This window comes from Azospirillum sp., from assembly GCF_035628975.1.
In the GTDB taxonomy this organism is placed as follows: domain Bacteria; phylum Pseudomonadota; class Alphaproteobacteria; order Azospirillales; family Azospirillaceae; genus Azospirillum.
Genome location: NZ_DASPIS010000104.1, coordinates 36,735 through 58,138, shown reverse-complemented (window position 1 = coordinate 58,138; position 21,404 = coordinate 36,735). Strand labels below are relative to the sequence as shown.

Here is a 21,404-nt window from a genome sequence, read left to right as displayed (position 1 = left end):
ACCCAAAAAGGCAATCCGCGTCGCTCTCGCCAGAAAGCTCCTCGTCAGGCTCAATGCCAAAGCCCGCGAAGTTCGGGCCGGACTCGCTGTGGAAGCTTGACAGGCCAGACAGTCGCTCACCCCGACCCTCTCCCCGGGGGGAGAGGGAGAGTTCACCCCTCTCGCGACAGCAACGCCACCGGCAGATCGGCGAACAGCGTCGCGGCGGAAACCGCGTCGCCGCCCTCGATCTCCGCGCCGGTCAGACGATTGCGCCAGCGGGTGCCGCGCGGCAGCGGGATGGCGGTGTTGCCCCAATCGGGGCTTTCGCCCAGTTGGCCGACCAGACGCGGGACCGCCACCACCACCGTATCGTCGCCGGCGCGGCGGGCATAGGCGACCACATGGTCGGCGCGATCGCCGGTCGCCTCCAGCGGAAGATACTCGCCGGCACTGAAGACCTCCGGTTTCTCCGCCCGCACCGCCAGCGCCTGCCGGGTCACAGCCAGCTTCACCGCACCGTCGGTCCAGCGCTCCAACAGGCCGGCGACGGTGCCGCGCTCCACCACATCCTCCACCTCCTCCAGCAGTCGGCGGCGGGCGTCGTAATCCACGGGCAGGCGGTTGTCGGGATCGACGAGGCTGAGGTTCCACAGCTCGCAGCCCTGATAGATGTCGGGCACGCCGGGGCTCGTCAGCTTCAACAGGGTTTGGGACAGCCCGTTGACCATGCCAATGCGCGCCAACGAGGCCTGGAAGGGCAGGAAGGCCTCCAGGAACGCATTGCGGCGGGTGACGTCGAGGGCATCGTGGATGAAGCTGACGACCGCCCCCTCATAGGCCTCGTTCGGCGCCGCCCAGGTCGAATGGACCTTGGCCTCGCGCATCGACTTGGTCATGGCGCCGACGATGCGCTCGGCGAAGGCGGTCATCGCCGATTGTTCGATCTGCTCGACCGAGGCCCCGGTCAGCTCCGCCGGCCAGGCCCCCAGAAGAAGCTGATAGAATAGATACTCGTCGTTGCGGTCGGGGGGGGCGGTGCCCTCCACGTCGCCGCGGCGGGCGCGCAGAAGCCGGCTCCAGGTCTGGACCTGCCGCTCCCACTCCTCCGGCATCTCGGACAGGGCGTAGAGGCGGGCGCGGGTGTCCTCGCCGCGCTTGGTGTCGTGGGTGGTGCTGGCCAGCATGTTGCCCGGCCAGTTGCGTGCCCGGTCCTGGTTGGCACGGTGGAAGGCAGAGACGCTGACGCCGAAATGGTCGGGATGACCGCCGACCTCGTTCAGCGCCGCCAGCCGGTTGTAGCGGTAGAAGGCGGTGTCCTCCAGTCCCTTGGCCATCACCGGCCCGCTGTACTGCTGGAAGCGCATGGCGAAGCGGGTGACCTGCCGGTGGCTGTAGCCGCTCTTGGGTGCCGCCACCAGATCGGTGGTCAGCAGCCGTTGCAGGAAATCATAGACCGAGCCGTCCGGCCCCTGTTCCGCCCGCCGCGCCTGTGAGATCGCCCAGTCGATGTCGCGGCGGTCGAGATCGCTCGGCACGCCGCCGTCGACATAGGTGCGGTAGACGGGGAAGCGGGCGATGGTCTCCTTCAACGCCTGATGCAGGATGTTGGCGGTGAAATCGGCGGTGGCGGGGTTGGAACGGGCGATGCGTGCCGCCTTGCGCGACAGCACGTTCAGCTCGCTCGCCATCTCGCTTTCCATGATGCGGATCTTGCACTGCCGCACCACCTCTTCGAAATCGTCGCGCCTGCCGATGAAGTCGGCGTAGAGGCGGGTGAAGGTCTCCTCCGCCTTGGGATCGACGAACAGGCCGCCCATCAGGTTGGCGTATTCGTAGCCGGTGGTGCCGTCGATCGGCCAATCCTCGCGCAGCCGCTCATGCCGGGCGAGGATCTTCTCCACCACCAGGTAGAAGGGCTTGGAGGATGCCGCGACCAGCCGCTCGCAATAGCCCCTGGGGTCGATCAGCCCGTCGATGTGGTCGATGCGGATGCCGTCGAGCGTGCCGTCCTCCACCATCTTCAGCACCATGCGGTGGGCGAGGTCGAACAGCTCCGGCTCGTCCATGCGCAGGCCGGCCAGTTCGTTGATGTTGAAGAAGCGGCGATAGTTGATGTCGTCGGCCGCCACCTTGAAATAGGCGACGCGCCAGTTCTGGCAGCCGATCAACTCGTGCAGGTGGCCCCAGCTGTCGATCTCCCCCTGATAGCCGCGGAAGACGGACAGGCGCTGGTTGATCGCGTCGGCCACGTCCGGCCGGGTCGCCACCAGCTCGGCCAGCTGCGCCTTCAGGTCCGACGCGCGACGAAGCTGGTGCGGGCGCGCATCGGCCAGATGGGTGAAGGCGTCGGCAATCCGCTCCAGGTCCGGGTGGTCGCTGCCCAGGATGGTGCCGTAATCCTGCGGCCGCACCGGCAGCTTGTGGGTGCCGTAGGCCCAGACGGCGAAGCTGCCGGTCTCGTTGTCGAAGCGAAGCTCCAGTCCGCCCGACACCAGCACAGCGCCATACTGGTCGCCCAGGAACGGCACCAGCACCTTGCCCTGCAGATAGCGGTAATCGGATTCCCATTCGATGTCGAAATACCCGGCATACGGGCTTTCAGGTCCCCACTCCAGAACGTTCAACCACCATTCGTTGTCGGCGCCGCCGACCCCCATGTGGTTGGGCACGAAGTCCAGGATCTGGCCGAGGTTGTTGCGCTTCAGCGCCTCCACCAGATCGCGGAAGTCGTTCTGGTCGCCGACCTCCGGGTTCAGCTCGTTGTGGTTGACGATGTCATAGCCATGGGAGCTGCCCGGCCGCGCCTTCATGTAGGGGGAGGCGTAGAGATGGCTGACGCCCAGACGGGCGATATAGTCGGCGATGGCCGCGGTGCGGTCGAAGCCGAATTCGCCATTCAGTTGGACCCGGTACGTCGCACGAGGGATCGGCTTGCCGGCGGCGGGGGCCATGGGTGTGTGCTCCTCGGAGTATGGAAGGGCGGAGTTGGGAAGAGCCATTGGGATCGGCTGCGTGATCAACTGCGGGCAGGGGAGGAGGACGGGCGCGCCGCGGCCAGGATGGCGGCGACCGCCGCAGGTTCCGGCGCGTCGGCCAACTCCTCCAGCGTCATCGACAGCTTGCGGCGCCAGTTGGGGTACTGGTCGGTGGTGCCCGGCAGGTTGACCTGATCGCGCTCGCGGGTCAGGTCGTCCAGTTGCGCCACCGCCAGCGCCGCGTTGGTGCGGGCGAGGAAGGCATGCACCGCATGGTCCAGCGTGTCGTCATAGGGACTGTCGGCACCGAAGCCGGCGGGCAGGGCGATCTCGGCGGCGCGTAGCGCATTCACCAGGGCGCCGCGGTCAGCCGACCGGCGGGTGCGCTGCTTCTCCTCCTCGTCATCCGCCGGGTAGAGGCCCTTTTCGGCCTTCAGCGCGATGTCGTCGCCCTCCCACCAGCCGCGCAGCGTGGCGAGGTCATGGCTGCCGACGGTGGCGAGCGCCAGCTCCGGATACTCGTCCGGCCCCTTGAAGGCGCCGTCCTCGGTCCATTCGAAGAAGACGACGCGGTAGCTCAGCACCCCGGCCTCGGTCATCCGTTCGCGGAAGCCCTCCGGAACGGTGCCGAGATCCTCGCCGACGACGAGGCAGCGCTGGCGCTGGCTCTCCAGCGCCAGGATGCCCAGCAGTTCCTCCATCGGGTAGGCGACATAGGCGCCCTCGCCAGGCGAATTGCCGTCGGGGATCCAATAGACATGCTGGAGCGCCATCGCGTGGTCGATGCGCAGCGCGCCGGCATGGCGCATGTTGGCGCGGACCAGATCGATGAAGGGCTGATAGCCGGCCACACGAAGCGCCCGCGGATGGAAGGGCGGCAGTCCCCAGTCCTGGCCAGCCGGATTGAACAGGTCGGGCGGCGCCCCGACATGGGCGGCGTCCACCACCGCCTGCGGCGTCATCCAGGTCTCAGCCCCGCCGGCATCGGCGCCGACCGCGAGGTCGCGGTAGAAACCGATCGTCATTCCGAGGTCGGATGCGCGCTCCGCCGCCGCGCGCAGCTGGTCGTCCGCCAGCCATTGCAGCCAGACGAAATAGGCGACGCGGTCGGAATGCTCCTTGGCGAACTGCTCCACCGCCGGTGCCTCGGCGTCGTGGAACTCGGCCGGCCACTGGTGCCAATCAGCCTTGCCCTCACGCGCAAAGCGTTCGCGCAGCGCCTGGAAGGTGGCGAAGCGCTCCAGCCCGATTCCGCCCTCGGTCCAGAAGGCGTCGAAGGCTGCGCGACGTTCCGGTTTCGCGGATGTCTGGAAGGCGGCGAACAGCTTTTCCAGGATCGGCAGCTTCAGCCTGGATACCGCCGTGTAATCGACATTGGCGGAGGCGCGGGCCGCCTCCAGTGCCTGCCGGAACTCGGACGAGGCGACCTGCCTGCGCAGGTCGGCATCATCGATGAATTCCGGCACCGCGGTGACGTCGATGTAGAGCGGGTTCAGGAACAGCCGACTGGCCGGGGAATAAGGGCTGGCATGTTCGGGGTTGTCGAGGAACATGGCATGCAGTGGGTTCAGCCCGACCACCGCCGCTCCGCGCGCCGCGGCGATGTCGGCCAGCGTCCGCAAATCGCCGAAATCGCCGATGCCCCAGTCATGGTCGCTGCGCAGGGTGTAGAGTTGCGCCGACAGACCCCACAGCTTTTCCCCCACCAGAATCGGCGTCGGCAGATGGCAGCGGGCCGGCGCCAGGATCAGCCGGGTTTCCGCCACGCCATGCTCCGTCTCGACCCGCAGCGTGTGGTAGCCGGCCTTGTCCAGCTTGCCCAGCGGCAGGCGCCGCTCGGCATAGGTCACGTCGCCCACGGTGATGCAGCGGCAGCGCGGCAGGCTGCCGAAGCCGACGACGCCGCTCTGCGTCTCCCCGCTTTCCAGCGTCAGGGTGTAGCGCAGGGTGCGGGTGCCGTGGGGCAGGGTGACCGGCGCCGTCACCGCCTCGCCCGCGCGGCGGACCACCACCGGGGGTAGGGCGCGGCCATATTCCTCCTCGTCAAGCCGGTCGAGAAGGGCAAGCGCGGCGGCCTCGTCCCCCGCCTCGACCCCCATGGCCGATAACAGGGCGCGGATGGTCTCCTCGCTGGCCGTCACCGTTTCCCCGGCGGCATTGTCGAAGGAGCGTTCGATGCCCATGCGGTCGGCCAGCCGATCGAGCGCCGAGGCCTCCTCCAGCCACAGCACCACCGACCAGGGGCCGAGCGTGTCGCCGGTCAGCCCCTCGCCTTCCGTCCACAGCACGCGGCCCGTGGCCTCGGGGAAGCCGGAAGCCGGCGTGTCGGCCAGATTGGCGAAGGCATGCAGCCGGCTGCCGTCGCCCAGCTTCCAGCAGACGGTCAGGCCGGTCTTGCCGACCACGCCATGGCCGGATGCACCGCCGGGAACGCCGTCCAGACGCGGCACGATCTCCGTCCGGCGCAGAGCCAGGGCGCGGCGATACCAGTCGAGCCACTCCGCATGCTCCGGTGTCCCACGGGCGTCCCAGTCCAGCTTGGCCGACTCCGCCGTTTCCGGCGCGGTCGGATCGGGAATGCGGGCGCGGGCGTCGGGGTCCTGGAATTCGGGGAACTTGGCGAACTCCTCCGCCCGGCCCTTGCGCACCGCCTCGGCCAACTCCTCGCCGAAGTCGCAGAAGAAGGGGAAGGGTTTGGCCGATGCCCATTCCTCGCCCATGAACAGCATGGGGATGCCGGGGCCGAGCAGATAGAGGATGGTCGCGGCGCGCACCGCTTCGGCCTTGGCGATGTGGGAGATGCGCTCGCCGAAGGCGCGGTTGCCGATCTGGTCGTGGTTCTGGATGAAGGTGACGAAGGCGGTGGGCGGCAGATGCGCCGACGGCTCCCCGCGCAGCTCGCCGTCGCGGTAGGCCGACGGATCACCCTGGAAGGCGAAGCCCTCCGCCAGGGCGCGGCCCCATTTGGCCGGATCGTGGGCGTAGTCGGCGTAATAGCCGCCGTCTTCGCCCGTGGCCGCGCTGTGCAGGCAGTGGTGCAGGTCGTCGTTCCACTGGGCGGAGTGCCAGCGCGGGTCGCCCTCGCGATGGCGGGCCAGGAAACGCGCCTGGTTGGCGTCGTTCTCCAGCACCAGATGGACATGGCGCTGGTTCTGGAAATGGCTGTGCACCCGCTCCGCCAATTCTTCCAGAACATGGCGATCGCTGTCGTCGATGATGGCGTGGACCGCGTCCAGCCGCAGGCCGTCGAGGTGATACTCCTCAAGCCAATAGAGCGCGTTGTGGATGAAGAAGTCGCGCACCGGCCCGCTGCGCTCGCCATCGACGTTGATCGCCGCCCCCCAGGGCGTCTTGTGGCGGTCGGTGAAGAAGCTGTTGGCGAAGGCGTGGAGGTAATTCCCCTCCGGACCGAAATGGTTGTAGACGACGTCGAGGAAGACCATCAGCCCGCGGGCATGCGCCTCCTGCACCAGGGTCTTCAGGTCCTCCGGCCGGCCATAGGCGCTGTCGGGGGCGAAGGGCAGAACGCCGTCATAGCCCCAGTTGCGCGTGCCGGGGAAGTCGGCCACCGGCATCAGCTCGATCGCGGTGACGCCCAGCTCGACCAGGTCGTCCAGCCGGTCGATGGCCGACAGGAAGGTGCCTTCCTCGGTGAAGGTGCCGACATGCAGCTCGTACAGCACCGTCTCGTGCCAGGGCCGGCCGGTCCAAGCGGCATCGGTCCAGGCATGGACGCCGGGGTCGATCACCTCCGACGAGCCATGCACGTCATCCGGCTGGAAGCGCGACGCCGGGTCGGGCACCGCCAGCCCGTCCGGCAGGACGAAGCGGTAGCGGCTGCCTGCCTGTGCCCGCGCGGTGGTCAGGCTGAACCAGCCGTCGCCCTGGTCCTCCATGCCGACCGGCTGGCCGCCATCGTCGATCGACAGCAGGACCGACGCCGCCGACGGCGCCCAGATGGAGAAGCGGACGGAGCCGTCTGCCTGCACCTCCGCCCCGAAGGGCATGGAATGGCTGCGGCGTCGCTCGTCCACCGGGGCGATGCGGTCACGGTCGCGGCTGGCGATTTCCGGCCCGGCATCGGCGCGGATGATGGCGGTGACGCCGGCCAGCGGGATCGCCACCCAGTCCGGCCGGTTGGCAAGCTCGTAGCCGACCTCGTACAGCGCCTTTTCCAACAGGAAGAGCTTCAGCAGCGCCGGCGCCGCCTGCGGGTCGCGCGGGAAGCCGGGGCAATCGCCGATGGCGTTGCGGTAGCCGTCGAGGAAGGCGGCCGAAGCGGCGCCCTCCCACCAGGAGAGCCACGCCGTGCGGGCATCGCGCGACGGCCCGTCGATGTCGGCCGGCATCGCGTCGCGGGCCATGGCGGCGGCGTAGGCGATGGAGCGCAGCATGCCGGCCACATCGCGCAGGATGCAATGCTTGGCCCGCCGTTCGGCCAGCGGCCGCATCGGCTCGCCTTCGAAATCGACGATCTGCACGTCGCCGCGCGACACCAGCACCTGACCCAGGTGATAGTCGCCGTGCAGGCGCATGGCGCTGAGGTCGGCGGTCGGCGGGATCAGCGCGTCGATCTGCGCCATCATCGCCGCTTCGCTGGCGGCGAGAGCCGTGGCCTGAGGCGCGATGGCCGGGTCAAGCGTCGGTGCCGCGGCGCGCAGCCGCTCCAGCACCCGCTTCGCCAGGGTGCGTACGCCGCCCGCCCATTCCTTCAGCCGCTCCGCCGTCGCCGGCTCCGGTGTGAAGGCATCGCCGCCGCCGGGGGTGGCGAGCGCGCGGTGCAATTCCGCCGTCCGCTGGCCGAGAAGGCGCAGGAAGGCGACGCTGTCGGCGTCGGCGGTGGCATCGCCGGCCTGGGCGGCATCGCTGTCGGCAAATCGGGCGACACGGTCGTTCAGGTATCCGGTGACATGGCCCCAGGCGTCCTTGGCCTCCGGCACCAGTTCCTGCATCACGCACAGGGTGGTGGAGCCGGAGCTGTTGGCCCGCTCCACCCAGCCCAGCAATGCCGGCGTGTTGGGGAACTGCGCGACCTCGGTCAGGAAGCGGCTGACCTCCAGTTCCGGGTGGGTGCCGGGCTCCAGCTTGCGCAGGCCCTTCAGAATGGCGACGTCGCCGACGCGGATGGAGGTGTTGGATTGTTCCGCCGTCATCCGGTGCAGCGGGGCGTCCGCGCCCAGCCTGTCGCCCAGCGCTTCGCAGGCGCGGGTGTGGCCGGCGGTGAGGCCGGGGGACAAGGCCGTTTCGCCCGCTTCCAGGTTACGGTTCAGGACGGCGCCCAGCAGCGCACGGACCACGCCGTCATCGGCATAGCCGTCGCGCAGGCGGCCGGCGACCGGCAGATCCTCGGTTCCCTTGATCACCGACGGATCCTCCCCCGTGCCGCGGTCGAGGATCAGCGGAAGCTGGTAGAGCTGCGGTTCCCGCCCCGGCGGCTCGACGCGCAGCAGGCAGAGCTGCGCCTGCGATCCTCCGGCCAGGGGCAGGGGCAGGGCATCGACGATGCGCACGACCGGACGGCCGGCATCCTTGGCAGCATACCAGCGGCGGGTCAGCAGATGGTCCGGCAGCAGGGAGTCCTGGAGACGCGACAGGATCTCGCCTTCCAGAGGGCTCGCCAGGACATTCGAATGGGCGTGTGGCTGCGGCGCGGTGGGCACGAGGGCTCCTCCCCTGTTGAGCGCTGGGTGGCACGTCGCTCAAACAGCACGGAGGGAGGGAGTTCCCGCACCCGCGAAGCCGCTTCTACGAACGACCGCGCCCTTCTCCCGAAAGAGTGGTCAGACAGTCCGCGGGTGGTGCGGCAGATGGGCAAGGCGGCCGATCCGCTCGGCCACTTGCAGAGCCTCGACGACGTCGTCGAGCCGCCCGTCGCGCATCAGGTTGTGCGCGTGGGTGTTGAGCGCGGCGACGACGGCCCGTTCATCGGACACCCCGCGCGCCGGCTGACCGTCCGGGTCGAGCACGGTGGCGCCCAGCGCCGCCATTGCCTCCGCGGTCAGGTTCACGGCCTCGGACAGGGCCTCTTCGTCGTCTTCCGCTGCGGTCAGGATCGGTTCCAGAAGCTCCGCAAGGAGACGGGGGGTCATGGTGCTAATCCTCGGTGACATTCTCAGGCCGTCCCCATCGACGTCGATGCTGCATGTTCTTTCGATACAACAGCCGGAACGAAGGAAAGGTCCGTCCCGCCGCTCCACCCGCGGCGACAGCCGCGCAGGTGGAGACGGCACATGGGAACCGAGTGCAGGGCTGGCAAGCGGGAGCCGCCGTCAACTGCCCCGATGGGAGAGGGGCAGGGCGGCCGGCTACGCCGTCAGGTCGAAGAAACCGCGAACCAGTTCGCAGAGACCTGGGACCGGGTTAGGCCGTCGAGCGAGAGCGTGAAGGTGTTGTTGGCGTCGCCCGTCACCGACAGCCCGAATTCGCTGGTGGTGAAGCTCGCCACCACTCCCATCCCGTCGGCACGGTCGTTGAAGCGCGCCATGATGTCGGAAAGACTGAGCGAGCTGTGGCGGAAGCTCAGCACGTCGACACCCGGTTGGAAATCGGTGACCGTCGTCACCGACGTGCCCGACCACAGGACATAGGAAAGGTTGCCGCCGCCCCCCGGATAGGAGGTCCAAGCCTTCGGATCCTGCCAGAGCAGGTTCGGGGGAGTGGCGAAGTCGACGAGGACGGTATCGGCACCGGCGCCGCCGGTCAGGCGATCGTTGCCGGTCCAGGCCACCAGCGTGTCGTCGCCGTCACCGCCGTTCAGCGTATCGCTGCCCGATGCCAGCCACGTATAGAAACGTGCGTCGTTGAATCCGACCGCCAGCAAATAGTCGTTGCCGGTGCCACCCTCCACGACCGCGCCGCCGCCGCTGCCGAGACCGCCATTCAACGTGTCATTGCCTGCGCCGCCCAGAAGGCGGATCGGGGCGGTGGTGCCGCCTGCACCGATCCAGTCGTCCCCGGCACTCCCGGCAACGGTGGGAACCGATGGATTGATGATCGGGGTGATGAACACCCGCAGCCGCTCGACATTAGCCGGCATGGAGTGGTTGAAATAGCCGCTGTTGCTGTCTTCGATCAGGACAACTTCATCGATCCCGGCATTCGCACCTTCGGTCACCAGAACGCCGGACGAATGAACGTAGTAGGTGTCGTTGCCGCTTCCGCCATTCAGGGTGTCGTTCTGCGCGCCGTACAGCGTGTCGTTGCCGGTTTCGCCGAACAGCACGTCGCTGAAGTCGCTGTAGCCGATGTAGGCGCCGACCATCGTGCTGTTGGAGATCGTGTATCCGTCGATCCCGTCCAGGATGTCGTCGCCGGCACCGCCGTTCAGGATTCGGACATGGCCGGGCGCGCCGTCGAAGGCGATCCAGCGGTCGTTGCCGGCAAGGGCCGCCATGTCGTTCGGCATCCGGCCTTCCCGCTTGCCGAAAACGTCGTAATGGACGCGGGCGGTCATCAAGCCGGCATTCACCGCATCGCGTACGTCCGGGTAGGCCTGGAGATACCACGCCTCGTCGAAATTCCCCGACGGGGCAGGGGGAAGCGGCGGGGTCGGCTTTGCGTAGAACGCCACCCCTTCGTAGCGATAGCTCGGCAGGGCCGCCATCACCCCGTCCCGCTCGCTTTCCGACGCGGTGAGGAAATGGTTGCCGGTGGCCGTGTCCAGGAACCGGTAGACGGGCTGGGAGAATTGATAATCCGGCGTCGCGGAAACAAGAAATGCCTCCGAATCCTCCAGGCGGAAATTGTCCGACATGTTCTGGAGGATGTAATCCCGCTCGACGGCGCTGGCGGTGTAGAAATGCTCCCCCGTATCCAGCCTGATGAAGCGGGCCACCGACACCGGAGTGCTGGCACTGCCTCCCGGCAGGAAAGCGACGCCTTCATACGTCATGTCGGCTCTTGCGGCGATGATGCCATCCCGTTCGGCCGTGCTCCCCGTATAGAAATACTCTCCCGTCCTACGGTTGAAGAAGCGGAAGGCTTTGGAGGATACAACGCCCATCTCAGTGGCCGCCATATGGTTAATTAACCACAAGTAGGCTAGGGCAATAACCCTTCAAAATCAAGACCCATTTGTTTCGCAGTATCGACAGAAGATTACTTGGATCATTCCGCCGGGATGGGAGCGTTGAGGGACCGCTCGACGAACTGGTAGACGACCACATCCGGCTTGCGCTCCTCGATCAGCGGCTTGTCGAAGCGCAGCCCCTTGTGCTCGGTGACGACTGCCTCGCGGAAGGTTTCGGCAATGTAAGGGATCATGGAGATGGTGAAGGAGTCCCGGAACCACACCACGCTCGGCGCGGTCGGCAGGTCGGCACGCAGAATGTTCTGGACGATGCCGTTCGGCATCGAGGCGTCGGCGCTGCGAAGCTTGGGCGGTCCGGCGAAGTCATAGCGGACCTCCTCCTCCTGGTAAACCGCCGCCAGTCCCAGCATGCGGGCGAGGTCGAGGTCTGCGCCCTGGCGCATGGCGAGGGTTCGCTTCATGTCGGCCGGGGTCAGCGGCGTGAAATCCGGACGGACCGTCTTGATCCACTCCATGATCCCCTGATATCCGATGGCGAAGGCGGCCTCGACCGTCCAGTGCGTGTCGGCCTGGTGGTAGACTTTCATGTCCTTCTTGGCGGCGACGAGGTCAGCGGTCATGTCCTTGAACACCAGCGGCGAGCGCCGCTCCGCCAGTCGCCGGACGATCTGGTCCATCCGGCTTTCCGGGTTCACCAGGGTGGCCCAGGCCGGCAGTTCCTCGCGGTACACGCGCTCCTTGTTGGGAATGGCGACCATCAGCATGGGGATGCCGCGCTCCGCCAGCCAGGCCTGCCGCCGCTCCATCACGTCGATCCAGCGGTCCAATTCTTCCGGCGTGAAGCGGTCGATGCCGCGCGTCTGCTCGAGCGCATGTTCGCCTGTGTAGAACAGCCAGCCGTCCCGGCCGAGCACGACCAGCGGCGAGGTGCTCTGGCCGAAAACCTTGACCCGGATCAGGTTGTTGGCGAGCACGAGATGGTTGCGGAAGCCGAAATGGTCCTTCAGCCATGCCTCGAAGCGCTGCGGCAGGACGGAGAACTCCTCGACGGTACCGGGCAGGTCGGGCAGCGCGTTCGGCGCCCGCATCTCGGTCGCCGTCACACCCGTTCCCACGGATACGATCTGGCCGATCATGGGCAGCAGGAGGAGCGCCAGAAAAAGTCCGATGCACAGCTTCTGCAAAAGCGTGCTGTGCACGATACCGAGAGTCACCGTTCGCATGGTCAGAACCGGAAGTAGATGAACGGGTTGTAGGTGCCGGCAGCGAGACTCATGACGGCCAGCGCGAACATGCCGAGCAGACCGGCTAGGTACAGCGCCTCGCCCGTGCCGACCAGGATGCGCCCGCCGGCCGCGCTCCGCGCCGCGTCAAGCCCGGCCCGCACCAGCCGGCCAAGCACCGGTGTCGCCGCGACCACGCCGATGACCAGCGCGGTGGCGGTCTCCGGCGTCAGGAACTGGAGGACGTGGGGCGCCAGAGGGCTTGGCTGGCCGGCTCCGGCCATGGCCTTCAGGAAGGTCCAGGCATGCCCCAGCGTGTCGGCGCGGAAGAACACCCAGCCGATCATCACCACCAGCAGCGTGTAGGCGTGGCGGATCGCCGGCACCGACCGGTCGAGCAGCCGCGCGATACCCAGCCGCTCGAACACCAGGAAGGCGCCGTGCCACAGACCCCAGACCACGAAGGTCCAGTTGGCGCCATGCCAGAGGCCGCACAGGAAGAAGACGACGAGCAGGTTCCGGTAGGTGACCAGCGGCCCGGCACGGTTGCCGCCCAATGGAATGTAGAGGTAGTCGCGGAACCACATCGACAGCGAGATGTGCCAGCGGCGCCAGAACTCGGTGATCGACTGTGCGATGTAGGGATAGTTGAAGTTCAGCGGGAAGTGGAAGCCGATCATCAACCCCAGCCCGATGGCCATGGTCGAGTAACCGCAGAAATCGAAGAAGATCTGCAACGTGTAGCAGAGGATGCCCAGCCACGCGACCGGCAGGCTCAGCCCTGTGGGTCCAGCGCGAAAATCTGGTCCGCCGCCACCGCCACCGTGTTGGCGATCAGCACCTTCTGCGCAAGGCCGATCACGAAGATCTGAATGCCCTCGGCGAACAGGCCCGCGTTGACCCTGCGGTTGTGGATCTCGTCCCGGATGTCGTGGAAGCGGATGATCGGCCCAGCCACGAGTTGAGGGAACATGGTGATGTAGACGGCGACGTAGATCAGGCTGCGCTCCACCGGAACCTGCCGGCGGTAGACATCGATCAGGTATGACAGCGCATGGAAGGTGAAAAACGAGATGCCGAGCGGCAGATGCACCTGCGGCGGGTCGGACAGCAGGTTCGGGGCCATCGCGGCCAGCATTTCGTAAAAGAAGCCCAGGTATTTGAAATAAACGAGGATGCCCAGGTTGACGACCACACCGGCACCCAGGGCGAGTTTGCGGCTCCGCCCCTCTCCCCCGGCGATCCATAGCCCGAAGGCATAATTGATGAGGATCGACAACAGCATGACGTAGGTATAGATCACCTCGCCATACGCATAGAAAATCAAGCTGAATAAAAGGAGGGTGGCGTGCTTAAACGGCAATGAGTAATAGCAAAAAAGAAATACCGGCAGAAAATAAAAAATGAACAAGATAGAGCTGAAAACCATATTTCACCCGAATTTCATATTCACTGCGCGCTCATGGTGCCGGACTTTCCAGATGAGAAGCGCGTCGGTCCTGAACGACACTCGGCATACCCCAAATCGGGGAGGTGTCTAGACCCGCTCGACCATGATGGTGGTGGGAAAATGCTCGCCCTTCCTACGGTTGAAGCAGCGAAGCGGTCTGGGAAATACGTGGTCTTGCGCCATAGCCATAGCCGCGGAAATGTTGGTCAACGGCACGCAAATTGACGCAACATCATTCCTATAGCAAACCTCTTTTGTTACCCCTTATGGGGTATGAAATGTCGTACCGCCTTCAGTCCAGAAAATCGTCGCGGCTCAGCCCGTAACGCTTCAATTTGTCGTAGAAGGTCTTGCGCGGGATGTTCAGCGCCTCGATGGCGGCCTTCACGCTGCCGCGATGACGGGCGAGTTCGGACTGGATCAGGCCCTTTTCGAACAGATCCACCTGCTCGGCCAACGACAGAGTGGACGGTGCCGACACCGGCACAGCTGCCACATCCTCCAGCCCCAGCACGAAGCGGTCTGCGGCGTTGCGCAGTTCGCGGACATTGCCCGGCCAGTCCTGGCTCATCAGACGCTGCATCTGCTCGCGAGAAGGCACGCGCGGTTCGCGGTTGTACCGTGTGGCGGCCTGGGCGACGAAATGCTGGAACAGCAGCGGAATGTCGTCCCGCCGTTCGCGCAGCGGCGGGATGGTCAGCACCACCACGTTCAGCCGGTAATAGAGGTCGGCACGGAACGTCCCGGCATCCGCCGCCTGCCGCAGGTCCGCCTTGGTGGCGGCGACCACCCGCAGGTCGACCGGCACCTGCTCGTTCGATCCCAGCGGCTCGACCACCCGTTCCTGAATCACCCGCAGCAGCTTCACCTGCAGCGACAGCGGCATGCTTTCGATTTCGTCCAGGAACAGGGTGCCGCCGCTGGCATGCTCGATCCGGCCGACGCGCCGCTTGGCGGCGCCGGTGAAGGCGCCGGCCTCATGCCCGAACAACTCGCTCTCGAAGATCGATTCCGGCATGGCGCCGCAGTTCAGCGCGACGAAGGGATTCTTGCGACGTCCGCTTGCCTCGTGCAGCGCGCGGGCGACCATCTCCTTGCCGGTGCCGGTTTCGCCGAACACCAGAACATCGGCGTCGGTATCGGCGACTGCTGATATGGTGGTGCGCAGCCGCTCGATGCCGGGGGTGCGGCCGACGATGGTTCCGGCGGGATCGGCGCCGCCGGCGATCTGCGCCCGCAGCCGGCGGTTCTCCATCACCAGCCGGCGCTTCTCCACCGCGCGGCGGGCGATCTCGGTCAGACGGTCGGACGGGAAGGGCTTCTCCAGGAAATCATAGGCGCCGTTGCGCATCGCCTCGACCGCCATCGGCACGTCGCCATGCCCGGTGATCAGGATGACCGGTAGGTCGGGATCGATCTCCTGCACCCGCGCCAGCAATGCCAGCCCATCCATCTGCGGCATCCGCACATCGGTGACGAGGCAGCCCGGCCAATCACGGCCGAGATGGCGCAGCGCCCGCTCCGCCCCGTCGCAGGCCGTCACCTCGAACCCCGCCAGTTCGAGCGCCTGCTGCCCGGCAACCCTCACCGCGCGCTCGTCGTCCACGAACAGGACGCTGCCGGCGTCATCATGGGCGGTGCTTTCGGAAAGGGACCGGGTCATGCAGGCTGCTCCGTGGTCTTGAGCCGCAAAGTGAAGACGGCGCCTTGGCCGGGCTTCCCGTTCCGGTTGGCGGCGGTCAGGCTGCCGCCGAAATCCTCGACGATGCCGTGGCTGATCGACAGGCCGAGCCCCAGCCCCTCGCCGGCCTCCTTGGTGGTGAAGAAGGGAACGAACAGGCGGGGCAGGTCGGCCTCGGCGATGCCGCTGCCGGTATCGGCGATGCTCAGCAGCGCCTCCCCGTCCGCCGTGACCAGCCCGATGCGCAGGCGGCGCACGGGACAGCCTCGCATGGCGTCCGTCGCGTTGCCGATCAGGTTGACCAGCACCTGCTGAAGCCGCACATCCTCGCCCACCACACGGACCGGCCGGTCGGGCAGGTCGACCTCGACCGCGATATCGTCCCGCCGCAGTTTGGACTCCAGCAGCGCCAGGGCTTGCCCGACGGCGGCATGGACCGACACCGGCCCCAGCGTGCCGGAGGCGCGGCGTGCGAACCCCTTCAACTGGCGGGTGATGGCCGCCATGCGGTCGGTCAGTTCCGCGATCTCCGCCAGGTTGTCGCGCACCGCGTCCGTCCGCCCGCGCTCCAGCAGTACGACCGCATTGTCGGCGAAGCTGCGCATGGCGGCCAGAGGCTGATTGATCTCATGCGCGATGCCCGCCGACATCTGGCCCAATGCCGCCAGCTTCGCCGCCTGGGTCAGCTCGTTTTCCGCCGCGCGCAGATCGGCGGTGGCGGCGGCAACCCGACGTTCCAGCTCCGCCCGCGATTCCTCCTGCAGGGCGATGCGCTCGACCAGGGCGACGCGGCGGAGCGCCACGGCATAGGCGGTGAGTGCGGCCATCGCCACCACTGCCGCGGCGAGCAGGCCGGCGACCCAGGCGCGGGCCGTCACCGGATCCAGGCTGGTCAGGCTGTGCAGGGTCCAATCGCCGCCGGGCATGGCCACCGACGACAGCAGATAGTGGCGAAGCCCGCCCTTTTCCTCCAGCGCGATGCGGTCGGACGCGCCGCCGAAGACCCAGGGCAGCACGTCCAGCCCCTCGCCGGCGCCCTGCGGGATGATCGGCAGACTGATCGGCAGCCGGCGGGGCAGGGCGCGATAGCGCCAGGACGGCATGTTGGTGATGAAGACCACCCCGTCGCGGTCGGTCACCAGCAGCTTTTCCTGCCCCGGCGCCCAGGCCCGTTCCAGCCGGTCGAAGCCCAGTTTCAGCACCACCGCGCCCACTGTGCGGTTTTCCGCCACCACCCGGTTGGCGGTGTAGTAGCCCGGCACCAGCGAGGTTGTGCCCCGCGCGAAGTGGTGGCCCTCCCCCTGGTCGATCGCCATGCGGAAATAGGGCCGGTAGGAGAAATTCTCACCCACGAAGCTGGCGGCGTCATTCCAGTTGCTGGCCGCCACCGTCGTGCCCTTGGCGTCCATCACATAGAGCGCCAGCGCGTCCAACGCCTGCGCGATGTCCTCCAGCTTGCGGTTCAGCCGGTCCATCGCCGCCGGCGACGGATAGGCCAGCAGGGCGCGGACCTCCGCATCCTGGGCCAGCGCCAGGGGAACGGCGGCATGCCGCTCCAACTCCGCCCGGAGATTGGCGTTGTAGAGTGTCAGCTGCGCCCGCGCACTGTCCCGCAAATCGTCCTGCGCCAGCGACGACGCCCAGCCGGCCGCCAGAGCCGCCGCCACCGGCACGCCCAGCAGCAGCGCCGCCATCAGCAACCGGCGCGGTCGTTCCAGCGCCCGTGCCACCATCTGCACCGCGCGGGACGGCGGGGCAGGTGCCGGTGGAGCGGCGGAATGGGCGGTGGAATCTGTCGCCGGGTCGTTCGGATCGCTAAGCAACAGCGTCTTTCGTCTTGCTGCGCCGCAACAAAGATGCCGCAGCGCTGTGAAGTGTGCGGATTTTCGCACATCGGAACGGCCCGTGTCGTGCGGATTCTCGCCCTCCGTCATTCGCCAAATGCTTGATGTTGCTGGATTCAGCAATTGGCCCACCGCTTGCTTTCACAGGCAATCAGTTGGGGGCCGCCCGCCCAGCCGGCGCCAAAGCCGGACGAAAGAACGGGCACCCCGTCAGGAACGCCGTTCCAAGGAACGCCACGAGGAGAGCAACATGAGCGCACACGCCATCGACGCGCGCCGGGACGGGGCGAAGAAGCCCTTCTACACCAACCTGACCTTCCAGGTTCTGACCGCCATCACCATCGGCATCCTGCTGGGCCATTTCTATCCGTCCATCGCGGTGCAGATGAAGCCGCTGGGCGACCTGTTCATCAAGATGGTCAAGATGGTGATCGGTCCGATCGTCTTCCTGACGGTCGTGACCGGTATCTCCTCGATCGGCAACCTGAAGAAGGTGGGCAAGGTCGGCGGCAAGGCGCTGCTGTATTTCGAGGTTGTGACCACCTTCGCGCTCGGCATCGGCCTGCTGGTCGTCAACCTCGTGCGTCCGGGCGCCGGCATGAACATCGTGCCCGGCCAGTTGCAGGCCGATTCGGTGCAGAAATACGCCACCACTGCCAAGGAACACGGCTTCATCGACTTCGTCGTCGGCATCGTGCCGGACAACGTCGTCGGCGCGTTCGTCCAGGGCGACATGCTGCAGATCCTGTTCTTCGCCGTGGTGTTCGGTGTCGCGCTGTCCGCCATGGGCCAGAAGGGCAAGGTGGTCGAGGACATCTTCGACAAGATCGGCCACGCCCTGTTCGGCGTGATCGGCATCCTGATGCGCGTCGCCCCGGTCGGTGCCTTCGGCGCCATGTCCTTCACCATCGGCAAGTACGGCATCTCCTCGCTCACCGCGCTAGGCCAGTTGATGGCGTCGGTCTACATCACGATGGCGATCTTCGTCTTCGTCGTGCTGGGCGGCATCGCGAAGGCCTATGGCTTCAGCATCTGGAACTTCATCCGCTACATCCGCCAGGAACTGCTGATCGTGCTCGGCACCTCCTCCTCGGAGTCCGTGCTGCCGCGCATGATGGAGAAGATGCAGAAGTTCGGCTGCTCCAAGCATGTCGTCGGCCTCGTCATCCCGACCGGCTACTCCTTCAACCTGGACGGCACCTCCATCTACCTGTCGATGGCCGCGATCTTCATCGCCCAGGCCTTCAACGTCGACCTGACGATCTGGCAGCAGCTCTACATCCTGGTCATCCTGATGCTGACCTCGAAGGGTGCTGCGGCGGTGACCGGCGGCGGCTTCGTGACGCTGGCCGCCACCCTGTCGGCCACCGGCGTGCTGCCGATCGAAGGTCTGGCCCTGCTGCTGGGCGTCGACCGCTTCATGTCGGAAGCCCGTGCCCTGACCAATCTGGTCGGCAACGGCGTCGCCACCGTCGTCGTCGCCAAGATGGAAGGCGAGTTCGACGAGACCAAGGCGGTCGCCGAGTACCAGCAGCACTTCAAGGAGCCGGCGCTGGCCCGGCTCTGACGATACGCAAAAGACACGCGTCACGCATGCGGGGCCGGATTTGGAAATTCCAAAGATGATCCATCCGGCCCGTCCGCGGATCCTGTAAGGTAAGGGGGACGGTTCGATTTGATTCGAATCGTCCCCTCACCGTTTGCGGGCGATGGTTGGCGCATCAGTCCGAATGGGCTATAACCGCCGATCAGGTGAAGTGAACGCAAAGAATTAACTGAAATCTTGTTAACCGGAGGAAGAGACCCGATGTCCGGCGATTTTGAGGCGATGGCGCTTGAGTATCACCGCAACCCGCGGCCCGGTAAGCTGGCGATCGTCGCGACCAAGCCCATGGCCAACCAGCGCGATCTGGCGCTGGCTTATTCGCCGGGCGTGGCCCACGCCTGCACCGCCATTGCCGAGGACCAGTCGAAGGCGGCGGAGCTGACCTCGCGCGCCAATCTGGTCGCGGTGGTCACCAACGGCACCGCCGTGCTGGGCCTGGGGCACATCGGTCCCTATGCCGCCAAGCCGGTGATGGAGGGCAAGGCCGTCCTCTTCAAGAAGTTCGCGGGCATCGACTGCTTCGACATCGAGCTGAACGAGCTGGACGTCGATGCGCTGGTCGACACCATCGTCCGGCTGGAGCCGACCTTCGGCGCCATCAACCTGGAAGACATCGCGGCCCCCGCCTGTTTCGAGATCGAGCGCCGCTGCCGCGAGCGCATGAAGATCCCGGTGTTCCACGACGACCAGCACGGCACCGCCATCGTGGTTGGCGCCGCCGTGCTGAACGGTCTGGCGCTGGTCGGCAAGGACATCTCCAAGGTCAAGGTGGTCTCCACCGGTGGCGGCGCCGCCGGCATCGCCTGCCTCGACCTGATGCTGTCGCTGGGCGTCCGCCGCGAGAATGTCTGGCTGGTCGACCGCATCGGCGTGGTCCACAAGGGCCGCAACGAGGAGATGAACGAGTACAAGGAGGCCTACGCGCACGACACCGAGGCGCGCACGCTGTCCGACGTCATCGACGGCGCCGACATCTTCCTCGGCCTGTCCGGCGCCAAGGTGCTGAAGCCGGACCTTTTGTCCCGCATGGCCGACAAGCCGCTGATCCTGGCGCTCGCCAACCCGGAGCCGGAGATCATGCCGGATCTGGCACGCGAAGCCCGCCCGGATGCGATCATCGCCACCGGCCGGTCCGACTTCCCCAATCAGGTCAACAACGTCCTCTGCTTCCCCTTCATCTTCCGCGGTGCGCTGGACGTCGGCGCCACCACGGTGAACGAGGAGATGAAGATCGCGGCGACCCACGCCATGGCCAATCTCGCCCGCGCCGAACCGTCGGACGTGGTGGCGGCGGCCTATGTCGGTGAATCGCTGCGCTTCGGCCCGGACTACATCCTGCCCAAGCCCTTCGACCCCCGCCTGATCGTCGAGGTGTCGTCGGCCGTCGCCAGGGCCGCGATGGAATCCGGCGTCGCCACCCGGCCGATCGCCGATTTCCGCGCCTATCGCGATCAGCTGAACCAGTATGTCATCCGCTCCGGCCTGTTCATGAAGCCGGTCATCACCAAGGCCAAGACCGCGCCCAAGCGCGTCGTCTATGCCGAGGGGGAGGATCCGCGCGTCATCCGCTGCGCCCAGGTGGTGGTGGACGACGGCATCGCCCAGCCGATCCTGATCGGCCGCCGCGAGGTGATCGAGCGCGTCATTTCCGAGATGGGCCTGCGGCTGAAGATCGGCCAGGATGTGGAGGTCATCGAGATCATCCGCGACCCGCGCTATCACAACTTCACCGAACATTACCGCAAGCTGATGGGCCGCAGGGGCGTGTCGCCCAGCCATGCCGCCAACGTGGTGCGGACCCAGCCGACGGTGTTCGGCGCTTTGATGGTCCGCCGTGGCGAGGCCGACGCGCTGGTCTGCGGCACCACCGGCCGCTTCAACGAGCATTGGGCGCACATCTGCGGCCTGATCGGCCTTCGCGAGGGCGTGAAGGTCGCCGCGACGATGAACGCGTTGATCTCGCAGAAGGGCGTCCACTTCATCACCGACACCTACGTCAACCCCGACCCGACCGCCGAGCAGGTGGCCGAGATCGCCCGGCTGGCGGCGGACGAGGTGAAGCGCTTCGGCATCGAGCCGAAGGTGGCGCTGCTGTCCCACTCCAACTTCGGCAGCGCCGACACGCCATCGGCCCGCAAGATGCGCGCCGCGGTGGAACTGGCGTATGAGCAGATGCCGGATGTGGAGATCGACGGCGAGATGCACGCCGACGCCGCCCTCGCCCCCGCCATCCGCAAGGAACTGCTGCCCGACAGCCGCCTGAAGGGCGAGGCGAACCTGCTGGTGATGCCGACGCTGGACGCCGCCAACATCGCCTTCAACATGATGAAGATCCTGGGTGAGGCGCAGAATGTCGGCCCGATTTTGCTGGGCGTCCAGCGGCCGGTCCACATCGTAACCCCGTCGGTCACCACCCGGGGTCTGGTCAACATGACCGCCGTGGCGGTGGTCGACGCCCAGCTTGCCGACCCGGTCAACGCCGCCCCGACCCCGCCGGTGGGCGTGGGGGCTTAAAACGGCCGCGAACACGGCTGCGTTTCCGGTGCAACCACCAACTCCCTCTCCCACCGAAGGTGGGGGAGGGTTGGGGAGGGGGCAAGCGTAGCGCCATATC

Annotated in this window: 11 protein-coding genes; 2 read left to right on the top strand and 9 right to left on the bottom strand. The window is 66.8% G+C overall.

The genetic code is table 11. From position 1 onward, the window contains the following. Positions 1-152 precede the first annotated feature (152 nt). From treY to VD964_RS23840, 9 genes are all read right to left on the bottom strand, one after another. Positions 153-2,933: a malto-oligosyltrehalose synthase gene (gene treY / locus VD964_RS23880; protein ID WP_324870992.1), complete on the bottom strand. Its 2,781-nt coding sequence runs from the start codon at positions 2,931-2,933 to the stop codon at positions 153-155. 65 nt (positions 2,934-2,998) lie between these two features. Further along, the gene (treZ, locus tag VD964_RS23875) at positions 2,999-8,617 is read right to left on the bottom strand and encodes a malto-oligosyltrehalose trehalohydrolase (RefSeq protein ID WP_324870991.1); all 5,619 of its coding nucleotides are present in this window, start codon (positions 8,615-8,617) and stop codon (positions 2,999-3,001) included. 120 nt (positions 8,618-8,737) lie between these two features. Beyond that, complete coding sequence (locus tag VD964_RS23870; protein WP_109086367.1) at positions 8,738-9,046, bottom strand: hypothetical protein; 309 nt, start codon at positions 9,044-9,046, stop codon at positions 8,738-8,740. Between the two features lie 224 nt (positions 9,047-9,270). Next, positions 9,271-10,959, bottom strand: a complete 1,689-nt coding sequence (locus VD964_RS23865) for a hypothetical protein (RefSeq protein ID WP_324870989.1) — start codon at positions 10,957-10,959, stop codon at positions 9,271-9,273. 104 nt (positions 10,960-11,063) lie between these two features. Then, complete coding sequence (locus VD964_RS23860; protein WP_324870988.1) at positions 11,064-12,185, bottom strand: alginate O-acetyltransferase AlgX-related protein; 1,122 nt, start codon at positions 12,183-12,185, stop codon at positions 11,064-11,066. A 26-nt stretch (positions 12,186-12,211) separates the two neighbouring features. Beyond that, positions 12,212-12,946, bottom strand: coding sequence for an MBOAT family O-acyltransferase (locus VD964_RS23855; protein WP_324870987.1), 735 nt, complete (start codon positions 12,944-12,946; stop codon positions 12,212-12,214). A gap of 38 nt (positions 12,947-12,984) precedes the next feature. Continuing rightward, positions 12,985-13,638, bottom strand: coding sequence for a hypothetical protein (locus VD964_RS23850; protein ID WP_324870986.1), 654 nt, complete (start codon positions 13,636-13,638; stop codon positions 12,985-12,987). Between the two features lie 313 nt (positions 13,639-13,951). Further along, entirely contained in the window at positions 13,952-15,322 is a 1,371-nt protein-coding gene (locus VD964_RS23845; protein WP_324870985.1) for a sigma-54 dependent transcriptional regulator, read from the bottom strand. Continuing rightward, a complete protein-coding gene (locus tag VD964_RS23840; protein ID WP_324870984.1) occupies positions 15,319-17,163 on the bottom strand; it encodes an ATP-binding protein in 1,845 nt (614 codons plus the stop codon). Before VD964_RS23840 ends, VD964_RS23845 begins: the two co-directional genes overlap by 4 nt. Before the next feature lie 271 nt (positions 17,164-17,434). On the opposite strand from VD964_RS23840, the gene VD964_RS23835 reads away from it, so the two are divergent. Beyond that, the gene (locus tag VD964_RS23835) at positions 17,435-18,751 is read left to right on the top strand and encodes a dicarboxylate/amino acid:cation symporter (protein ID WP_324870983.1); all 1,317 of its coding nucleotides are present in this window, start codon (positions 17,435-17,437) and stop codon (positions 18,749-18,751) included. A 240-nt stretch (positions 18,752-18,991) separates the two neighbouring features. Next, positions 18,992-21,304, top strand: a complete 2,313-nt coding sequence (locus tag VD964_RS23830) for an NADP-dependent malic enzyme (protein ID WP_324870982.1) — start codon at positions 18,992-18,994, stop codon at positions 21,302-21,304. Positions 21,305-21,404: the final 100 nt, after the last annotated feature.